This window comes from Actinobaculum suis, from assembly GCF_900618115.1.
Taxonomy (GTDB): Bacteria; Actinomycetota; Actinomycetes; order Actinomycetales; family Actinomycetaceae; genus Actinobaculum; species Actinobaculum suis.
Genome location: NZ_UYIO01000001.1, coordinates 2114505 through 2134548, shown reverse-complemented (window position 1 = coordinate 2134548; position 20044 = coordinate 2114505). Strand labels below are relative to the sequence as shown.

General features: G+C 57.2%; 12 protein-coding genes. 11 read left to right on the top strand and 1 reads right to left on the bottom strand.

The features are described 5' to 3' along the window. Positions 1-766 precede the first annotated feature (766 nt). The 6 genes from H8274_RS08585 to H8274_RS08560 all read left to right on the top strand — a co-directional run bounded on the left by H8274_RS08585 (position 767) and on the right by H8274_RS08560 (position 10145). Positions 767-2182, top strand: a complete 1416-nt coding sequence (locus H8274_RS08585) for a C40 family peptidase (protein WP_185934307.1) — start codon at positions 767-769, stop codon at positions 2180-2182. 734 nt (positions 2183-2916) lie between these two features. Further along, the gene (locus H8274_RS08580) at positions 2917-3597 is read left to right on the top strand and encodes a hypothetical protein (RefSeq protein WP_185934306.1); all 681 of its coding nucleotides are present in this window, start codon (positions 2917-2919) and stop codon (positions 3595-3597) included. A 61-nt stretch (positions 3598-3658) separates the two neighbouring features. Further along, a protein-coding gene (locus tag H8274_RS08575; RefSeq protein ID WP_185933549.1) for an IS3 family transposase occupies positions 3659-4854 on the top strand; the annotation gives its coding sequence in 2 pieces (ribosomal slippage) (positions 3659-3941 and positions 3941-4854; 1197 coding nt in all). A 102-nt stretch (positions 4855-4956) separates the two neighbouring features. Next, on the top strand, positions 4957-7134 hold the full coding sequence (locus H8274_RS08570; RefSeq protein ID WP_185934305.1) for an MSCRAMM family protein: 2178 nt from the start codon (positions 4957-4959) through the stop codon (positions 7132-7134). Positions 7135-7182: 48 nt separating this feature from the next. After that, a complete protein-coding gene (locus H8274_RS08565) occupies positions 7183-8667 on the top strand; it encodes a SpaH/EbpB family LPXTG-anchored major pilin (protein WP_074662257.1) in 1485 nt (494 codons plus the stop codon). Between the two features lie 314 nt (positions 8668-8981). Then, positions 8982-10145: a class C sortase gene (locus H8274_RS08560; RefSeq protein ID WP_185934304.1), complete on the top strand. Its 1164-nt coding sequence runs from the start codon at positions 8982-8984 to the stop codon at positions 10143-10145. Between the two features lie 168 nt (positions 10146-10313). On the opposite strand, the gene H8274_RS08555 is transcribed toward H8274_RS08560, so the two are convergent. Next, entirely contained in the window at positions 10314-10838 is a 525-nt protein-coding gene (locus tag H8274_RS08555; protein WP_049620314.1) for an inorganic diphosphatase, read from the bottom strand. A gap of 313 nt (positions 10839-11151) precedes the next feature. Between H8274_RS08555 and dacB the strand changes: the two genes are divergently transcribed. From dacB to H8274_RS08530, 5 genes are all read left to right on the top strand, one after another. Continuing rightward, positions 11152-12654 carry a D-alanyl-D-alanine carboxypeptidase/D-alanyl-D-alanine endopeptidase gene (dacB, locus tag H8274_RS08550; protein WP_185934303.1) on the top strand — a complete coding sequence of 501 codons (1503 nt, stop codon included), beginning with the start codon at positions 11152-11154 and terminating at the stop codon, positions 12652-12654. A gap of 629 nt (positions 12655-13283) precedes the next feature. Further along, positions 13284-18161 carry an exo-alpha-sialidase gene (locus tag H8274_RS08545; RefSeq protein ID WP_185934302.1) on the top strand — a complete coding sequence of 1626 codons (4878 nt, stop codon included), beginning with the start codon at positions 13284-13286 and terminating at the stop codon, positions 18159-18161. Positions 18162-18794: 633 nt separating this feature from the next. Then, entirely contained in the window at positions 18795-19130 is a 336-nt protein-coding gene (locus H8274_RS08540; RefSeq protein WP_156181539.1) for a hypothetical protein, read from the top strand. Positions 19131-19205: 75 nt separating this feature from the next. Beyond that, complete coding sequence (locus H8274_RS10045) at positions 19206-19568, top strand: helix-turn-helix domain-containing protein (RefSeq protein ID WP_185934301.1); 363 nt, start codon at positions 19206-19208, stop codon at positions 19566-19568. Next, the gene (locus H8274_RS08530; RefSeq protein ID WP_049620309.1) at positions 19568-20002 is read left to right on the top strand and encodes a hypothetical protein; all 435 of its coding nucleotides are present in this window, start codon (positions 19568-19570) and stop codon (positions 20000-20002) included. The genes H8274_RS10045 and H8274_RS08530 overlap by 1 nt, the downstream gene beginning before the upstream one ends. Positions 20003-20044: the final 42 nt, after the last annotated feature.

The following is a 20044-nucleotide window of genomic DNA, read 5'->3' as shown; positions in this document are numbered from 1 at the left end:
GGTTTTGCCGGTTCGTTTGCGTCCACCAACCCTTCCAAGCAGGGCTGGGAGCGCATCGGGCCTCTAGTTTCCACGGCAGAAAGACCGTGCGGCCGGATGCGCTAGCTGAACATTCGCATAACGAACAACATGGCTGTAACCATAGCCCACCCACCCGCATTTTGTGCAAGCGTGTCCAAAATGTGAAATATGCGGCAGTGCCTGCCGGTTGCCAATCTGCCGTGCCCTACCGATAGGCCTCGCCAGTTGTCCGTGCCTGTCCACGGTGCCTGCCGCCATAGCTGCTGCTCGTGCCTGCCAGCTGTTTTCGCGGGCTGATTTCGAGGTGCGTCCCGCCCAGCTGGCTCGTGAAAATGTGCGTGAGGCGGTGAACGCAGGTTAGGCGGTGCGCGCACGTCGGGCAGCTATCACATGTGTGGCGGCACACGCGCATGGGGTAGTAAGCGTATGTGAGGCGGCAAGCGCAGGTGGGCGGTAATCGGTGCCGTGAGGAGGATGTGACAAATGAGGTCCCTGAGGCGGCTGGGAAAATTGATCGAAAAGTGCTAAGTGTGACCAATGTGTACCGATTTAATAGTGTGGAATTTGGAGATGTTGTTCCCTTTTTGCCCTATCTGGGGTAGTTTCATAACAGTTGTGTTATGGGCGGCGTTGTAAAACACGCCGAGGCACGCCGCGTGAACCGGAGCTAGGACCGGTTCACGCGCCTGCGGAGAGCGGGGCTAGGGCCGCTCTCCGCATGAAAGAAGATAGTTTTGGAGGCGTTGTGGAGTTGCGAAAAGGGAAATTCCTGGCGGCTGGGATATCTGCCGCGCTGGTGATTTCTCTGGTCCCGCCAGCACAGGCTGATAACGGGGCGAGTGATGATCAGATATCGGCAGCAAAGGCTGCGGAACAGCAAACAACAAATTCGATTGCGGGGCTGGAAGCGCAACTCACCGGCCTCGGTGCACAGGCTGAAAATGCCCGCACGGATGTAACGAAGAAGCAAGCGGCAGCCAGTGCGGCGCAACAGGATCTTTCGGAGTCGATTACGGCCGCGATTGAAGCGCAAGAGCAGGCCAATATCGCCCAGTCGCAGGCAGACGATGCTTTGGATGCGCTGGGTGCGGTTTCTTCCGCCATGTATCGCGATGGTTCTACTTCTTTGGGTGGAGTCACGGCCCTTTTGGGTGCGGATTCTTTGAAGAATGCAGCCGATCGGCAATGGGCTTTCGAGGTGCTCGGCCAGCACACTGGTAGCAAGTTGCAAAAGTACCAGGCAGCCCGCGATGTGGCCCAGACCTTGCAGTCAGATGCTGATGCGAAGGCTGCCGATCAGGCGGTAGCGGCCGGTTCGGCAGAAGAGGCGTTGGCGCAGGCGCAAGAAGCGGCCGCTGGCCTCGAAGCCACGATTTCAGGTATTGAAGAGCAGCGGGAACAGCTGTTTACGCAGCTCGCCGCGCAAAAGGGTACGACGGCGGAGCTCGAACGCCAGGCGCAAGAAGCGAAGGAAGCCCAATCTCGGGCAGAGGCAGAAGCCCAGCGCCAGGCGATCATCCAGCAAGCCCAGGCAGAGGCTGAAGCCCGTGCACAAACGCAAGCTCGGGCTGATGCGGCAGAGGCAGCCCGGCAAGAAGAAGCACGCCGGGCGGCTGGGGAAGTTACCCAGCGCCGCCAGCGCGAACAAGCGCCTTCACCGGCGCCGCGTCCCGCGCCTGCTCCGGCTCCAGCTCCGCAGCCTGCACCGGCTCCCGCTCCGGCACCAGCGCCGCGGCCGGCACCCGCTCCGGCTCCCAAGCCTGCTCCGGCTCCTAAGCCTGCTCCGGCTCCGGCGCCGTCGAACGCCGCGCTGGGCCAGCAGATTGTGGCCTTCGCACGCCAGTTTGACCACAAGGTTCCGTACGTGTGGGGCAAGTATTCGCCGGAAACCGGTTGGGATTGCGTGGGCTTCACGTACTACGTCTACAACCACTTCGGCATTAAGACGCCGCGCCGTACCGGCTCGCACGTCAACCAGTTCTGGAGCGGTTACCGCCAGGTGCCAGCTTCGCAGGCGCAACCGGGCGATCTGCTGTGGTGGCCCGGGCACGTGGGTATCTACACCGGTAACGGTATGCACATCGCGGCCTGGAACGAAAGCATGGGCACCCAAGAACGTGCGGTCTGGGGCAACCCGGTTTACCTGCGCATAGTCGGGTAATACCGCAAAACCTCGGCGCGATAAACGTCGCTACGCCAAGGCAGTGTTGGCCACTACGCCAAGGCCGCGTTGCCCGCGATGCCAAGGCAATGTTGCCCGCGGGTGTAATGGCTCGCCTGGAACTTGCAGAGCGAGCAATATCCGATAATTGAACTCAAGCAAGGCCCGCTGGGTAGGCGCTTCATGCGCCTACCCAGCGGGCCTTTTTGTTTGTTTACCGGGAATGCTTCGCGTTCCTATCGCTGGTGCGTGTAGCTATCGCCAGCAATCTGAACAGGCGGTGCCGGAATTCCTAAAAGCTTCTGCATACGTACATAAACCTGGAAAATAAATGCGACTTTGCACACGTTAGGAGATTGCACACACTCAAGAAAGTGCAATGTTCGTTTAGCCCTTAATCGGCGGCAGGGGCGGAAAGTCCCAGGATTTCCACCACCGAAAATTGTTACCGAAATGTTTTTAGTGGGACGTTGGTCCCGTCACGGTTTGAAGGTTGGCAGGGAATATTTGATATTGTCAGACGGCCGCAGAGGGGAGTCCTGCAAAATCGATTCGCCCGCCAGAACTGTGCAAATGCCACGCCCTGCCGGATTGTGCGGGCGCGCGGGTGTTGGGCGGTTGGGCTCTGGCAGCTGTTTGTTGGCCCGTTCGGGTGTTAGGACTAAATGCCTGGCATTCACTTCCGAAGGGTTTGCTGTACGGTTAGGGACTTAGGTCGGAAAAATGGAGGAACCGTGAGGAAAGCACTGGTGGCTCGAGTCGTAGCGCTCTTCGCTGTCGTTTTCACGGCGTTGAGCGGCATTTTTGCTCCGCTCAGTGCGGCGGCCCCGGTCCTTCCGGAGGCAGCTTCGAAGAACACGCATCCACAGTTACTGCAGCAAAAGCTCCTCCCGCAAACTCCGAAACACCGGGGTCAAGAGGGTGTTTTGTTGCTAACCACTACCGGTGAAGTTCTACGGATGACTCCGGACGGCACTATCTCGCCGGGAGCGCCTTATCTGCCGGCTATCGCCAAGGACGGCCCGAAAACCGTCAGGTCAAAGAATATTCCGAGTAGCGGGCCCTGGGGTCAAAAGGTCCCCGGCTATAACGGGTCCTACCAAGGCCGGTTCGATCGCGGCCCCAATAACGACACTTCCGCCTGGTATCAGATAAAAGGTATCGAGTATAACGCTCTCGGAAGCGCGGAGGATGGCACCCTTTACGCAACTTTGCGCGTCAGCCAGAAGTCGTCTCGTGGTCAGGTCGGGCCGTACCAGGTGTATCGCCTCGGCCCGGGTGAAGACTACTGGAGCCCCTACGGCCCGGAATTTATGCTGGACGCCGCAACGGTAGCTCCCGAAACTAACCAAACCGGTAACCGTGCTCAGTCCGTATCAGCTGGTGCGGTTAATCCGAAGGATGGGAGGACCTGACCCCCGGAAAGTGGACATGGGCTAGCCCCGGCGTTCAGCCGGAGAAAGGTAGTCTTCTACCATGTCCCGTAAAACATATTCCGCGCAGTTCAAGAAAGACGCGGTAGCCGCGTACGAGTCCAGCGAGGCTTCAATGGCGCAGGTTGCTTCTGATCTGGGAATTAATCGTAATTCGCTGCAAAACTGGGTAAACCAGTTTGGCACCGGGGTGCGGGCCAGGCGGCGCAAAGAAGCAGAGGCGGCGCGGGTCTTATCTGAAGCAGAGAGAATCCGACAACTCGAAAAGGAAAACGCGCTTTTGAAAGAAGAACGCGATATTTTGCGCAAGGCGGCGCAGTATTTCGCGAAGGAGATGGGCTTGTGATCCGCTTCAAGTTCATCGAGGACCACCGTACTGAGTTCTCAGTCAAGCGGATGTGTACCGTACTGAAAGTAAGGCGTTCTTCCTATTACAAGTGGGCCGCAAATGCGGCCCGGCGCGAGCAACAGGTATACGCTGACGGGCTGCTAGGGGAGCGAATTCGGATCGCTTTCGAGGCGGAAGGTGGCTTGTATGGTGCTAAACGTATAGCCGCGTTGCTTACTGCGCAGACCCCGGACCAGCCGGTAAATCACAAACGCGTAGCACGGGTGATGAAAGCTCTCGGGTTGGCAGGTTTTACGAAAAAACGTCGTGTTCGCACTACTGTCAGTGATCCACATAAGCGGGTCTTTGATGATCTTCTCGAGCGTGATTTCACCGCGGCCAGGCCTAACGACAAGCTTGTCGGGGACATTACATATCTTCCCCTTGCCGGGCAAAAGAATATGTATCTGGCTACTGTGATTGACTGTTTCTCCCGGAAACTGGTCGGTTTTGCGATTGCAGATCACATGCGTGTTGAACTCGCCCGAGAGGCATTACTGATGGCCGCAGACCAGCGAGGATCCTTGCGTGGAACGATTTTCCATTCTGATCACGGCAGTGTATACACCTCCTCTGTATTTCAAGAAACATGCCGCCAGTTGGGAGTACAACAATCCATGGGAGCTGTAGGCAGTAGTGCCGATAACGCGCTGGCAGAGTCATTTAATGCAACGCTCAAACGAGAAGTTCTCAAAAATGCGAAGGTTTTCCCCAACATGCTCTCCTGCCGCCGGCAGGTCTTTGCGTGGTGTACTCGGTATAACACGAAACGATTGCACACCTGGTGCAATTACCAGGCCCCAGACACCTTCGAAAAACACGCGTCAGCTACACTTGACCTTGCAGCATAAACACCACCCCCATGTCCACTTTCCGGGGGTCGGGCCCGGAAGTACTACTTCGGTACCAGTGCTACCGATTGGCAGGGCAATTCGTATTTCCACACGTACCGGATGGAACCGAGTGGACCGGTATACGTGGGCAAGGCTCGTGTTGAAACAATTGAAGCCGCTTCGGGTAAATCTCTGGAGTCAAATGCAGGCGACATTTCGTTCAGCAAGGACGGGGCTCTAATTGTAGAAACGTCGGCGGCGTACACAGTGCCGAGCGACCGCCAAAATTACTTGCGCATGAACCTCGTGAAGAGTGAAGACTTGCAAAATGGGCACGGCGGGGAATTGCCTTCCTTCGCTCTGCCTACCGTCAGCTTGCAGGCTACGGGTCCGTACGAAAGGTCTTACGACAATTTTAATGGCATCCGTGCTGCTTCTGGGTTTGCGCAATTACCTGACGGCAGGCTTATTACCGCAAATGCGGATGATACGTCCACAACAACGATGCTTCAGGTGTCGCCTGATTGGGATAAGTCTGAGATTTTCAAGAGAATTGATGGCGCTGAACCTATTTACTCGGAGCGGATTGACAAATCCGAGCGTGACCAAAATTGGTGCACCAAGCTCTCCCCTGGGGGAGAGGCCGGATGGGATGATCTAAACAGTGCCTCCTGGTGCCTAAAGGACGGTAACACCCCGGAGCAGATTTGGTACCGCTACCACAGGCTGTGGAATACCCAAGTTGCAGATATGGCTGGCGATTTCAGCTACACGCCCACTTTGAGCGTGCGTAAGAACGTGATTGATCGGAATAGTCCCGATGATCAGTTCGAGCTGACTGCTTCATTTGGTGATGTGAAGGAAACCGCTACCACAACCGGCACCGAAACCGGTTTGCAATCCGAATATGCGGGTCCGCTCCCGGTTACGGCCGGTACGAGCGTTACGGTTTCCGAAAAACTCACGACCGGTGGGGACATTGGCAGCGCCTATGCTCCGCGTCTGCAGTGCGTGAATGGCAACGGAGAAACCGTGGTGGATGCTGGCACCGATGCTCTCAATATTCAGGGCGATACGGCCAGCCACACCTTCCAGGTTCCCAAGGCGGTTAAATCCGGTTTGGATCTAACCTGTACCTTCACGAATGGTAAACCGCGGCACAGTTTGCGAGTGGTCAAGCTCGACGCCGATACCTCGACTCGCCTCCCGGGTGCGACGCTCCGTTTGTGGCGCGATGTTAACGGCGACGGCCAGTTGCAGGAAAACACCGATGAGCTGGTTGTCACCAATTCTGAGCAGAGGGTTCCGGACGCGGATGACGGCCGGGTCCTTACCCCCGAAGATGGAGTGGTTGTCTTCCCCGGTTTGCCGGATGGCAAATACCTGATTGAAGAGGTCAGCGCGCCGGAAGGCTTTGTGATTCGCGACCCCGAACGGGTAGAGATTTCTGGCGGAGATAGAAGCATCTGCTTCTTCAACTACCACAAGCGTTTCCAGTTCACGGTAACGAAGGTCGACGCCGATACCTGGGCGCCGCTACCTGGCGCAGAGCTAGAGTTGTGGCGCGATTCTGACGGCGATGGAAACTTCCGTCCCGAACAGGGCTATGACAACCCGGTTTACCCAGACAGCTTGCGACCGATTTATGGCAATGCTTCTACCAAGGTTGTTACCGATGAGCAAGGCGCCTTCACTTGGCGCGGTCTCGAAAAGGGCCAGTACTGGCTCACGGAAACCAAGGCTCCGGATGGGTTCAAAACCATCGAGAAACCAGTGTCGGTTGTGATCACCGATAAAGACGTGGAAATAATGCTTCCTAATGAGCGGATGCGCGGAACTATCAAGTTCGAAAAGCGCGCCGCGGAAGGTGACCGCCCACTCCTGGGTGGCTCGCAATGGAGGTTAACGTACCCCCAGGATATGGGCGGTCCCCAGACGTCAGTACAGTTTGAGGATTGCGTCGAGGCCCCTTGCACGGGTCCCGATACAGATCCCACTCCTGGCGTCCTACAAGTTACGGACCTACCTCTGGGCACTTATTGGCTTCAAGAGACGAAAGCACCGAGTGGCTATCAGCTAGATAGCTCCTCGCGTGAAATCACTCTTGGTTCGGATGAGCCATTCGCCTTGACAGGCGATCAGGCCATTCTCAACGAGCAGCGCACTGGTCCTGCGTTGCCGCTTAGCGGAGGAATCGGACGCGATATCTTCCGCCTTGCAGGGGGAGGAACGTTACTTGTTGCTCTCACTGTATCTCTAATCATGCTTGGACGCAGGCTCAAGGAGAAACTCGGCTAGTACAGCGATACACGCAGTCAGCGAGTTCCGATTTGAAGGGAATTACATATGGGCGCAAAACCTATGAAGCTAAAGCGTCTTATCGCTTTGGCCTTGGCCTTTGCCGTTGCGTGCATGTTTGGAGGCGCAGCCTTTGCTCGCCCCGCATTTGCCGCACCGGCGCTGGGCGATATGCCAACTGACAATGGTTCGATCATTGTCCACAAGCTGGAAAACAACCCTGTTGCAACCCAGCGTGGCGACGGCACGGAAATCAAGCCGGGCTTGGCCAACAAGCCTCTGGAAGGTGTTACCTTCCGCGTTACCCCGGTGAAGGGTCTGGATCTTAAGGACAATGCATCTTGGGAAAAGGTAAAGGACCTCACCTTCGATGCGGATCACAACCAGGTAAAGGCTGGCTCTGAGGTTATTAACCTTGGTTCCGGTCCGGTTGAGGGAGAACAAGAGCAAGATACCAATAGCGAAGGTATCGCGACGTTCGCAAATCTCCCGATTGGTGTTTACTTGGTGCAGGAAACCAACCCGGGCAATAACCCGATCACCAAGAAGGCGGATCCGTTCTTCGTGACGATCCCGCTGCCGTCGACCGGTGGTAAGTGGCTGACCAACGTTCACGTATACCCGAAGAATGACGTTAAGACTCCGGGTACCAAGGAAGTGACGACGGACGAGAACCTCCGCAAGATTGGCGATGAGATTCCCTGGACCATTACTACCAAGGCGACCCAGGATTCCCCGAGCCAGTACGGCGTTGTTGATCAGTTGCAGCCGTACCTCGATTACGTTGCCAATTCTGCTGGCGTGGAAGTAGAAGGTAAGGCGCTGACCCCGGATGTCGACTTCAAGGTAACGACGGGTGACGCTCCTGCGAAGCACGCAAAGATCGCGCTGACCGAATCTGGTCTGAAGCAGATCAAGGCTGGTAATAACGTTGTATTCACGCTGAAGACGAAGATCACCTCCCTGCCGGAAGGTGGAGTGGTGGAGAACACCGCGTGGCCGATCGATGGTCAGCTTGATCCGTTCGGCAAGTGGGATGGAACCCCGGAGAACCCGCCGGTGACGCCGCCTATTACCCCGACGGAAAAGCCGAAGTACGGTCAGTACCAGTTCAAGAAGGTTGACGCGCAGAACCCGGGGCAGCCTCTCTCTGGCGCTAAGTTCGGAATTTACGCTGACGAGCAGGGCACGAAGCTTCTTGCGGAAGCTACTTCTGATGAACACGGCGTTGTGAACTTCCCGGGTATCTACCTCGGTAAGGGTGACAAGGTAACCGAACGTGTTGTCTACCTGAAGGAAATCCAGGCTCCGGCTGGTTACGTGCTCAACGACACCGCCAAGAAGATCACCCTCAAGCCGGGTGCATACCAGCTTCAAGATACTGACAACGTGACGAACACCCAGCAAAAGGGTCCGAACCTGCCGCTGACGGGTGCGCAGGGCAAGCTCTTGCTGAGCGTTTCCGCGATCGCGGTGCTCGCACTTGCTGGTGGTCTGGCCTTCCGCAACAGCCGCTCCAAGGTGCGTGGCTAAGCACGGCCAGTAAAGCCAAACTCGGCTCCCTCCTTTTGAGATGCTTTAGCACTCGTTTTGAATGCTGAGCATTACGTACGCCGAGTGGCTATGCAAGAGAACGGGTGGGGCGTGCCCTGGAACACTCCAGGTACGCCCCACCCTTCCTCTATGTTTATTTCTGAGGCGCCGCGCTTCTTAAAAAAAGATCGCGCCGCGCCGTGTAAAAACGGCGCCGTTTCAAGATCAGCAAAATTAGTTCGGGTACGCGTGCACGCGCCGAAATTTAGTGCGAACGGTCCAAACACAGTTTCCAAAGACTATTGGGAGTAGGGATGAAGCGTTTAGGCACGGCCTTTCTGGTGGGGTTCCTGGTGCTTCTGGGCGCCGGCTTGTGGTTCTACCCGAGCGTGGCCGGCTGGAAGGCTCAATGGGAACAGTCCCAACTGGTAGATGACTACGCTACTGAGGTAGACCATGCCGAACCGGGCAAAGCGGAACAGCTTGCCCAAGCTCATCTCTACAACGACGCCCTTTCCGCCGGAGCAGTGCTCGGCTCCAATGAACGCATCCCCGAAGGCGTCGGCCATCTGGCGGAAAACCCCGAGAGCGGGGAAAAAATCTTGCCCTATATGCAGCAGCTCAACGTGGGCGAGAACGATCTTATGGCCCGTTTACGGATTCCCAGCATCGACGTCGACCTTCCCGTATATCACGGGACCAGCGATGAAACCCTACTGAAAGGCGCCGGCCACTTGGAAGGCACCTCGCTTCCGGTAGGTGGCAAATCCACGCACACCGTGGTCACCGCACACCGCGGCCTAGCTAGCGCCACCATGTTCACGAACCTTGACAAAGTAAAAGAAGGGGACACTTTCACCCTCGAAGTCTTTGGCGAAGTTCTCACTTACCGCGTGTTTTCCATTCAAGTGGTGCTGCCCGAAGAATCTGAAGAAGTACGGGTGCAAGAAGGGCGCGACCTTGCCACATTGATTACCTGTACGCCGCTCGGCATCAACACGCACCGGATCCTGGTGACCGGCGAACGCGTGATCCCCACCCCGCAAAGCGATATCGACGACGCCGGTAAAAAATCTGACCTGCCGCGCTTCCCGTGGTGGGCGGTGGGGCTCGGCGTCGCGCTCCTCCTAGTGCTCGTGTACTGGGGTTACGAGATCCGCATCTACCGGAAAACCCGCAAAAATCTTCCCGACGCCGCCGCATCCGGTAACACGGGCGCGGCCAGCAACTCGAGCGCGGCCAGCAACTCGGGCGCGGCAAGTAGCGAGAGCACAGCCGCCAGCGCGGGCACCGCGAACACAGCCGGCACAGTGGGCGTAGCGGGTAGCGAGGGCATAACTAAAATAGCCCCCGCATCCGGCAGTGCGGGGGCAAAAGCTAGCGGCGCACGCCGCCGTTCCCGCCGCCGCCGGCGCCGCATTGGTAGACATGAACGATTTGCGGGCGGACCCGAAGGCCCGCCCGCAACAAAACCTTAAAACCTTCCGCCGCAGAAAGCGCCGGCACGGAAGCTAAAGCTCCGATAACCTACACCCGATTTAGGTTTCCGGTTTAGGTTTCCTATAACCCGCGGCGGATTTAGGTTTCCGGCTTAGGCCTCAGGTTTAGGTTCCGGTAGCTTACGGCCGGCTTAGGTGGCCGGTTTGCTATTTGCTATTGCGTTGCCTGCCGAGTTCCGTCGTGTAATAACCGGCTTCCTTCGCGCGGTCGTAGGAACGCTGGATTTCGGCTTCTGCCGCTTCGCGGCCTACCCAGTGGGCGCCCTCTACGGATTTGCCCGGTTCTAGGTCCTTGTACACTTCGAAGAAGTGTTGAATTTCCAGCCGGTGGAACTCGGAAACATCTTCGATTTCGGTACGCCACGAGGCACGCTGATCGGTTGCCGGCACGCACAGCACTTTATCGTCGCCACCCTTTTCGTCACGCATACGGAACATACCGAGCGCGCGGCAACGAATCACGCAGCCGGGGAAGGTGGGCTCTTCCAATAGCACTAGTGCGTCGAGCGGATCACCATCTTCGCCCAAAGTATCGTCAATAAAACCATAATCGTCCGGATAGCGGGTTGACGTAAAGAGCATCCGGTCCAAACGGATACGCCCATCGACATGGTCAACCTCGTACTTATTGCGGTTGCCCCGCGGAATCTCGATCGTGACGTCGAATTCCATCATGGTGTTGTCCTCCTCGATTACACCGCGCACTATATTTCCCTGGCTAGGGTCCCATTATTGCCGTCTTTTGTGCCAAGGGCCAACTATTTGGCTCTCAGGAGTTGTTTTCTAGTCAGATTACGGCCCGTCCGCCCGCGGCGCGGAGCGGAAACCCGCAATTCCCAACCGCGTAACAACCGCGGGCACCGCCCGCGGCGCAGAGCGGAAACCACGGGAGCAGAAAGGCTGCGTGCCACATAATCCTGGCGGCCAATCGCGGGCTGCGGCGCGCGCGGCGGCGGAAACCAGCTGAGCGTGCGAGAATGAGCCTGTGAAAAAGTCGTATGTGGTAGCCGGCGTCGTTATTACGCTACTAAGCGGGTACGGAGCTCTGGATGCAATGGATGTGGTACCCGGGCCGCTTACCGTGGCACCCAGTGTGGAACCGGTAGCCGCATACCCGCAGGCAGCCACGCCAGGCGCTGCCACGCCTGCGCTCGCCCCGGCAAACGAGACCGCGGAAAAGTATCGCCCACGCGTGGAACAAGCCCTGCAGGAATTCGCGGCTGATCCGCGCGCAACCAGCGACCTTTCTGTGGTGGTGCGCGATCCGGCCAGTGGGCAAACTCTTGCCAGCCTCAACCCGGATACGCCGCGCATTCCCGCCTCTAATCAGAAACTTCTCACCGCGGTTGCGGCCCTGCACGTACTGGGGCCCGATACGACTTTCCCCACCGTCACCCGATTGGATGGCACCACGCTCTATCTGGTGGGCGGGGGCGATAACCTGCTCTCCCCGGATAGCGGCAACCCGGAAGGTGTGGATGGGCACGCGGGCCTGGGCGAGCTTGCCAGCAGTACCGCGGCGCGCCTTAAAGAATCCGGAATTACCAGCGTTGACCTGCGCGTAGATGCCTCCCTATTTACCGGGCCGGCTTACAACACGCGCATGCACCCGGGTAACCAGGCTTACATTATGGAAATGGCGCCGCTCGCCGTGCATGGTTCCCTAGTGCCCCGCCACGGCTACCAACCAGACCCGGCGGGTAACGCGGCGTTGGTGTTTGCGGATCGTTTACATGAAGAGGGGATTGAGGTGCGCGGCGTGGCTCCCGCTCCGGCAGATGGTGGCGACGCCGCCGCAAACAGAGAATCCGGGCCGCAAGATGGTTCCGGGCCGCAAGCGAGTTCTGGGAGCGAAGCAGAAAATGGTGCCGATAATAATGCCGCGGCCGGCACTCGCCAGGTCGAAAAGGCCAGCGCTCCGGAAACGGCCCGCGAACTAGCCCGCGTGGAATCGGCGACCGTACGCCAATTGCTCGATTATATGCTCACCGAATCGGATAATACGACGGCGCAAACTCTCGGCCACCTCATGGCCGTGGCCACCGGCCAACCCGCGGATTTCGAGGGGGCCGCAAAAGCCACCCGCACCGCACTTACCGAACTCGGTTTGCCGCTCACCGGCGTAGAAATCGCCGATAACTCCGGGCTTTCTGATGAAAACCGGGTAACCGCGAAATTGCAGGTAGCAATTATAGATGCCGTCTATTCGCACCAGGATCCTACCTATGGGGCAATCGGAGCCGGGCTGCCCGTATCCGGGTTGAATGGAACTTTGGATAAACGGCTGGGAGGCCCGGACACGGGCGGGAAAATCCGTGGCAAAACCGGTACTTTGGCCGAAGCCGTTTCGATTTCGGGCGTACTCACCACCCGCAGCGGCAATGTGCTCGAATACTCAATCCTAGTGAACGGTTTAGAAGACCGTTCGATACTGGATGCGCGGGCGGCAGAAGATGAATTTTTGGGCAAGCTCGTAGCGCTGGAGTAGTGCTTCTTAGGCAAGCTCGTAGCGGTGGAGTAGTGCTGCCCGGGCGCGCGAAAAACACGCGCGGAAATCGGGTATTGGGGCACAGCGTGGGAGAAACAGAAAACGGGTAGCGCAGCGCCGCGGCGCTGGCGGAAACTGAAGAAGTGGGTGCGGCCCGGGCGTGCGGAAGTTGGAAAACGGCGGGAACCGCATGGCGCTGAGTGATGAAAAAAACAGCCCGCTTGCGAATATGTCTGATAAATTCGCTGACCGTCGGTAGTACGCGCAAAAGAGCTGTGCACCGCCGTCTGGGTGTGCGAAAATGCCGCGTCCGCGCGGGTCTTTCCAGGTTTTGCAGAAAAGGTTGAAAGGGATGCAAGGTTGCCTCGAATCCGGTATTCTCGGATTTGTCGGACAAGTTCTGTGTGCAGGGTCGCATGCTGAACTTGGGAGCGCCGCAAGCGCTTTGCGATAACTCGTCCATGTACTCAGTGCGCGCGTATCTAGTCCACGTTTGCCGCGCGGAAAACTTCCCAGTTTCCCCGGTAGCGGGATATTAGATATGCACGCGTTGTTTTTCGACGCCGGAGGGCACGGGGCTGTGCCGAAGCCGGCGTCGTTTGCAATACCTGAGCGTGAAAGGGAAACACATGAAAAAAGAGGGGATGCCACGCCCGTGGAAAGCATTCGCGGTCACCGTGGCAACATTGGCACTTACCGTATCGCCCCTAACGGTATCTGCCACACCGATGCACGGCGAACAGAGCTCGCCGAGCTCGGCACAACAAACTGAAACCACCGCGCCCACGATAGAAACGCAAGAACAAGCCGCGCCGGCCGAACAAACAGCACCGGCCGAGCAAGCCGCGGCGGCCGAGCAAGCCGCGGAAAATACTGACCCGGGTGCACAAAACTCCGATAGCTCGGCAAAAACGCCGGAAGCTTCCGGCGCTGTGACTAATCCTGCCGCAGAGTCGGTAGCTAACACAGCAGAAAATGACGAGGCTACAACCGCTGAAAATGGCAAGGAAGCCACCGCGGAGAAAAACTCGCCGGCTGAAAAAGAACTCACTTTGCGCAATACCTTGCCCGAATATGAGCTTCCAGGAAAGCACGTAACAGATGTTATGAAAGCTCCGGGTACCGAACGGCAGTACCTGGGCCAACCAGATCTGATTCGTACTCGCACTGGTCGACTCATTTCTGCTTTCCCGCAAGGCCACGGGCACGGACCACTCATCATGATGGTCTCCGACGATGAAGGAGAAACCTGGAAGGAAAAAACTAACACTCCCGAATCTTGGAAGGGATCCCAAGAAACCCCCACGCTTTTTGTGCTCCCGCTAGCCGAGGGTAAAGAACGCCTGATGCTGGTTACCGCCAACCCTGGTTGGGGCCGCGATAGTGCGGGTTTCCAGTACGGCTGGAATACCTCTTATTCTGATGACAACGGCGAAACATGGACGGAATACAAGCACTGGTATCCGCGCCGTGCCGCAGACAACAAAGACAATGACGCAATTGTGGCAATGGCTTCTCTGGTGCAATTGCGTGACGAAGCAGGTAACCCGATCCCCAAGTGGATGGGTGTTTACCACAACCACGATTTCGTCAATTTCAAGACCTATTTGACGTTTGAAAATGGCGTTGAGAACTGGACCGAACCAGAGCCTTATCTGGCGAAGTATCGCGATAAGGAGTCCGCCTGGCAGATGTGCGAAATCGGTATGTTCCGTTCTCCGGACGGGAAACGGATCGTTGGCATTTCGCGCAGTCAATCGCACAATAATTTGCCCGGGATGATCTACTCCGATGACGAAGGTGAAACCTGGTCCGAACCGGTTTCCATGCCAGGTTCTTTGGCTGGTGAACGGCACAAGCCCACATATGATCCGGTGAGCGGACGCGTAGTTATTCCAATGCGGGAAATCCGCTACGACCTCAATGGCAACAACAAATTTGATGGTCCAAATGACTGGCGGGCCGGCAACTGGGTTGCTTGGGTTGGTACATACGAACAACTCATGAACCGTGAAGACGGCGAGTACCGCATTCTGCTTGGCCGTGATTACGCAAACAACCGTTACGGTGGGGATACCGGGTACACCGGCGTCGTCACGCTGCCGGATGGCACGTTTATTATGCATTCCTACGGCCACTGGGATGAAGCTTTCTCTAAATCCTGGGTGGATCCGAAGCGCAAGAGCTATTTGGTAACTACAGACCTTGCTTATATCAAACAAGCAAAGTTCCGGCTCGCGGACGTGGAAGAAGCCCAGCAAGCAAGTGAGGGTTCACAAGGCGAGGTAGAGGTTCTTAACCCGAAGTTCTTGCAGGTGTCTTTGGAACGTACAGATGATCTTGGCGCACCTGTTATGGAAGGCGATACGCTCACCTTCAAGATCACCTATAAGAACCTTTCTGATCGGACTATTACCGCCTACCCGGATTCCACGAATCTGGATAACGTTCTTACAAGTCACAATAAGAACTGCCGGTGGGGCAAGCTGCTGGCTGGAGATACAAAGGGATGCCCGTTCCCGACCTATAAGGTGACTGCAGAAGACGTTGCAGCGGGAACCTTCACACCTTGGGTATCTTTCCGTGCGACGACGGACGCGGCCGGAAACGACGTACTCGAGCCCAATATTCGTGCGGAAGCCGAACCGATCAAGGTGGTTCCCGGGAAGCGGGAGAAGGAAGATCCGGCGGCCACTCCCGCCCAGCGTGGCGATATGGAAGCGGTGCGCTTGGCCCGAGCGGGCGATGATTACACCTGCTACCGGATTCCGGCTCTAGCGAAGGCAAAGAACGGCTGGCTGCTGGCCGCCTATGATGGTCGGCCCGGTTCTTGTGCGGATGCCCCGAACCCGAATTCGATTGTGCTTCGCATTTCTAAAGACGGCGGCGCTTCCTGGGAAAAGCCCACGGAAATTGCTACCGGCCATGGCACTATGCAGTCGGCCGATAAGTACGGCTATTCGGATCCGTCCTTCATAGTCAATGAAAAGACTGGCCGCATTCACGCTTTCTTCGTGAAGTCGTATGATGCACGCTTCCAGGATTCGCATGCTGGTACCGATCCAGACCAGCGTAACGCCCTGCACGCCGTAGTCACCCATTCGGACGATAACGGTCTGAACTGGAGCGAACCGAAAGATATCACCGCGGCAATCACCAAGGATCCGGCTACGCGTTCCCGCTTCGCGGCTTCCGGTGCCGGTATTCAGATGAAGTACGGTGAACATGCCGGCCGGCTCGTCCAACAGTACACAATGACGCAAGCAAACGGCAACTATGCCGCCGTTTCCGTATTCTCTGACGACGATGGCGAAACCTGGCAAGCAGGTGAACTGTTCGGCGTCGGCATGGATGAAAACAAGGTGGTAGAACTTTCCGACGGCCGGCTTATGGTCAACTCGCGGCCAAGCTCCGGGCCGAACTACCGGAAGGTAGCGATTTCGGAAGATGGCGGCCAAACCTACGGGGACGTGTGGGCGGAAACCCAACTACCGGACCCGCGCAATAACGCCTCCATCATCCGTGCCTTCCCGGACGCCCCGCAAGGTTCGCCGGAAGCACGCGTGCTTCTCTACTCCTCGTCTTCCCCGCAAGGGCGCCAAAACGGCCTGGTTCGTATTTCTTACGACGACGGCGCTACCTGGTCGCGCGGAACCCAGTTCAACACTGGCTACATGGCCTATTCGACCATGGCCGCGCTAGGTGACGGCCGCTACGGCATCCTCTACGAAGGCGGTTCGGGTAACTACACGAACGACATCATGTTCGCCACCTTCGGACTGGACTGGATCGGGGCACTCCCGCTAGCTTCCGGTAACCCGGAAAGCGCTGTGCATCGCGGTGCCGATTCGACTATTTCCTTCACCCTCACGAACTTGGGTAAGGAAGCACTCACCGGGCTTACCTTGACGCCAAACCTGCCCTCTGGGTGGCAAGCCAAGACAGACCAGGTGGAAGTACCGACTTTGGAACCTGGTAAGGAAACCAAGGTGGAAGTGCCGGTAACAATCCCGGCGGGAGCTTCCGATGGGGAATACCCGATCTTCGGGCTCGTGACCCGCGAAATCGACGGTAAGGAACAGCTGAGTAATGCGCGGGCACGTGCCAAGCTGACGGTGCGGGAAGGCGAAAGCAACCCGGTAGCTGTCAAGGTAACGCTCGCTTCGGAATTGCCGGCCGAAACCTCCAAGGATAATAACGGTACAAGCAACCTGTTCGATAATGATCCGGCCACTATCTGGCACACCCCGTGGGGTCAGCAAGCCAGCCTGCCGATGAATATTGATCTGCAGTTGGAAAAGCCCACCCGCGTGGTCCGGGTAGAAATGCTGCCGCGCGGCAGCGGCGGTTCCAATGGCCGTATTTCTGATGCCGAACTGTGGGTGGGGCCGGATGCCGAAAACCTGCACCAGGTGGCTTCGAGCCAGTTCCCGAACTCCGCGCAGCCGGCAAACTTCTTCCTCGATGAAGAAGTCTCTTACGTGCGTATCAAGGTGACGGGAACCCACGGTGACGGCAGTGCTAACCGCTATGTTTCCGCCGCCGAGCTCGGCGTCTACACGATGCCGGCCGCAACCACCACCGATACCGAAGAAGGTACTGAAGGTGGCACCGAAGGCGGCGACCAAGGTGGAAGCCAGGGTGGTGACCAAGGTGGAAGCCAGGGTGGCGACCAAGGTGGCGATCAGGGTGGCGACCAGGGTGGCACCGGTAGCGATACCGAAACCCCCGCGCCTACGCCAAAGCCGGATACACCTGCGCCAGCGCCTGCGCCAGCGCCTGCTCCTGCTCCGGCCAAGCGCGGCGTGTGGGCCGAAAAGAACGACCCGCGCGGTATGTTCTACGTGAACGCTTGGGGTCAGGGCCAAGCTGATCGCACGGTCAACTACGGCAACCCGGATGATGAGATCATCTTCGGTGATTGGGATGGCGACGGCGTGGATACGCCCATGGTGCGCCGCGGCAATACCTTCCTCGGTACCAATCGTTTCGGGGGAGTAGCCGAGTTCGAATTCACCTATGGTTCGCCCGAAGATACCCGCGTGCTCGTGGGTGATTTCAACGGCGATGGTAAGGACACGATCGCGGTGGTGCGTGGCAACCAGGTACTGGTTCGCAACAGCCTCACCTCCGGCGTCGCCGATGCGACCTACGCTTACGGCAACCCGGGCGATGAAATTCTGGTTGGAGATTGGAACGGGACCGGTAAAGACACCTTGTTGGCCGTGCGCGGCAACCGGTTCTTCGTGCAAGCCAAGCTCACGGACAGCGTGGCCACGCACGAATTCGCCTACGGAAACAATAGTGATAAGCCGATCGCTGGCGATTGGAACGGCGACGGGCGGGATACCGTGGGCGTGGTGCGCGGCAACCACTTCTACCTGCAAAACGGGCTGCGCACCGGCGTTGCGGATGAAGTCCATGCGTACGGCAACGCCAAAGACTCAGTCCATATCGGTGACTGGGACGGCGACGGCATCGCCACCCCGGCAGTCGACCGCCGCTAAACCTGGCCGGTGCCGGCACCGCGAAATCTGATACAAAACCGGCACCGTTGGACGGTTAGACCGTTAGACCGGTATAACGCGGGCGGCTAGCTTCGCGATAGCCGCCCGGCCAAACCGGCGAACAACCGGCACAGCAAGGCCGGCACAGCAAGGGATGTGCGGCTAGGCCGGTACCACTAGGCCGGCTGTAACCAGCGGGAGGGGCAGAACCACTACGGTACTGCCCCTCCCGTTTACTATTGCCGAAGATGCCCGCCTCCATGGAAACCGTGCTAGCAAAGAGGCCTAAATGAGAGTGCTGTTGATATAAGGACAGAGCAACAATTCATTTTCCCCTGTCTCACGCCAAATGTGTCGGAGGTGCTGGCTAACATGTAAGCATCAAAGATGCGAGGGGGATTGGCGGTGGTAGATGTGCAACTTAGGCTTCATGACGAGCCGCTCCGGACATGTACACCGGTATATGAGCATGGACCGTATCCCTGGTTGCATCCAGGGCCTGCTGACGTAGGAAAGAATGTAGGCATTGGCGGGGGCGAGGTCTCTTCATGGTTAGTAGCGGATTTAGAGTCTCTCTTCGACTGCGTTAAAGAGAGAGGTCAGGCACTTTCAGATTACGTATTCTCGTACAGTTTGGGTGAAATCGCCGAGATGCTCGACAGGGCGGGATATGGAGAACTAGAGGAGGATAACCCCGAATCACATTGGCGTAAAAGAGGTGATGCCGGTAGATGCAAAATAGTGGCGGGCGTGGCAGAGATTAGAATGCCATCTCCGTGGTATCTCGGTGATTTTCGATTCCAAGTGCGCATTTATTATTCAGAACCGGAATTTGAAGAAATTCTTGTGAGTCTCGGTCTGGAAGGGAAACTAGAAGATGAGCCGTCGTGGAAAGAACAACAAAATGACGCGATTCGGGTGGCGCAAGGTCGGGGAGATGACTGGGCTGAACGTTACTTGCGTGAATGATCGTCCGCTAACTATGGTGAATTATGTCGATATCGACATAATCCGTGTAAAGGCCGGATCGTAAATGCGGGGGTTGTGGTGAAAAGGGAAGTGATTGGGGAGGTCGTAAAGCGATCCCAAAGTCAAACACGCGCGGATCGCCTGGTGGTGGAAGAGCTCGTGAAAATTCGACGCGCGAAAGAGCGCAGTCACGGTTTGACTCAAGCGGAGGTAGCTGATCGAATGGGGACGAGCCAGGCTAACGTGTCTCGTTTGGAAAGCGGCACTACCGATGTGCGGCGGCGAACCCTCCGTAGATATGCGGTAGCCATTGGGGCATCCATCAGATATGAAGTCACCGACTTAGATCGAGAGTTCCCTATTCCCGTCAAGTCTCTTAAGCCGTGGGAATTCCGGAGGACTGCTCAACCCGGTGGTAAAACTTTAGAGAGTTGCTGATGGAAAGATTTGAAACCGCTTCAGCGGCCATGGTTAGGCTTATGGTAGCTCCGCGTGAATATATAGCGAATGATGACTCGAGTATCGAGCAAGGCATTGTTTTGCTTTTTCAAGCTGGGGAATTTGATGAGCAAAGCGGAAGAGCTCCCTTTGTTTTTACGTTGGAAATTACAGCTGTGACGGAGCAGTGGGTGGGTATTGCAACTTCTCAGGCACAGGTCACTCTTTCGTTCCAGCGCGATTCTGATACTCGAGAGTTTGATTTTGCCGCATTGCGTCAGAGTGCGGCAAGCTATGCGGTGCCACTGTTGATTCCTTTGACTGCGCAGGGGCTGGCTGGAGCTTCTGCACAAATGCCGCATTGCGATTTGGACATTATGGAGATGGTCGAAAGTACCGACGTGAGAATGGCGTTCTCTGAAACAACCGAATGAACGCTAGCGAGCCAAATGTGTCGGAGGTCCCGGCTAAGGTAT

Bases quoted from the DNA above. Each gene is read 5' to 3' on its own strand.
- H8274_RS08570 (WP_185934305.1), top strand. From the start codon at position 4,957: ATGGAACCGAGTGGACCGGTATACGTGGGCAAGGCTCGTGTTGAAACA.
- H8274_RS08565 (WP_074662257.1), top strand. From the start codon at position 7,183: ATGGGCGCAAAACCTATGAAGCTAAAGCGTCTTATCGCTTTGGCCTTG.
- H8274_RS08560 (WP_185934304.1), top strand. From the start codon at position 8,982: ATGAAGCGTTTAGGCACGGCCTTTCTGGTGGGGTTCCTGGTGCTTCTG.
- H8274_RS08555 (WP_049620314.1), bottom strand. From the start codon at position 10,838: ATGGAATTCGACGTCACGATCGAGATTCCGCGGGGCAACCGCAATAAG.
- H8274_RS08545 (WP_185934302.1), top strand. From the start codon at position 13,284: ATGAAAAAAGAGGGGATGCCACGCCCGTGGAAAGCATTCGCGGTCACC.
- H8274_RS08530 (WP_049620309.1), top strand. From the start codon at position 19,568: ATGGAAAGATTTGAAACCGCTTCAGCGGCCATGGTTAGGCTTATGGTA.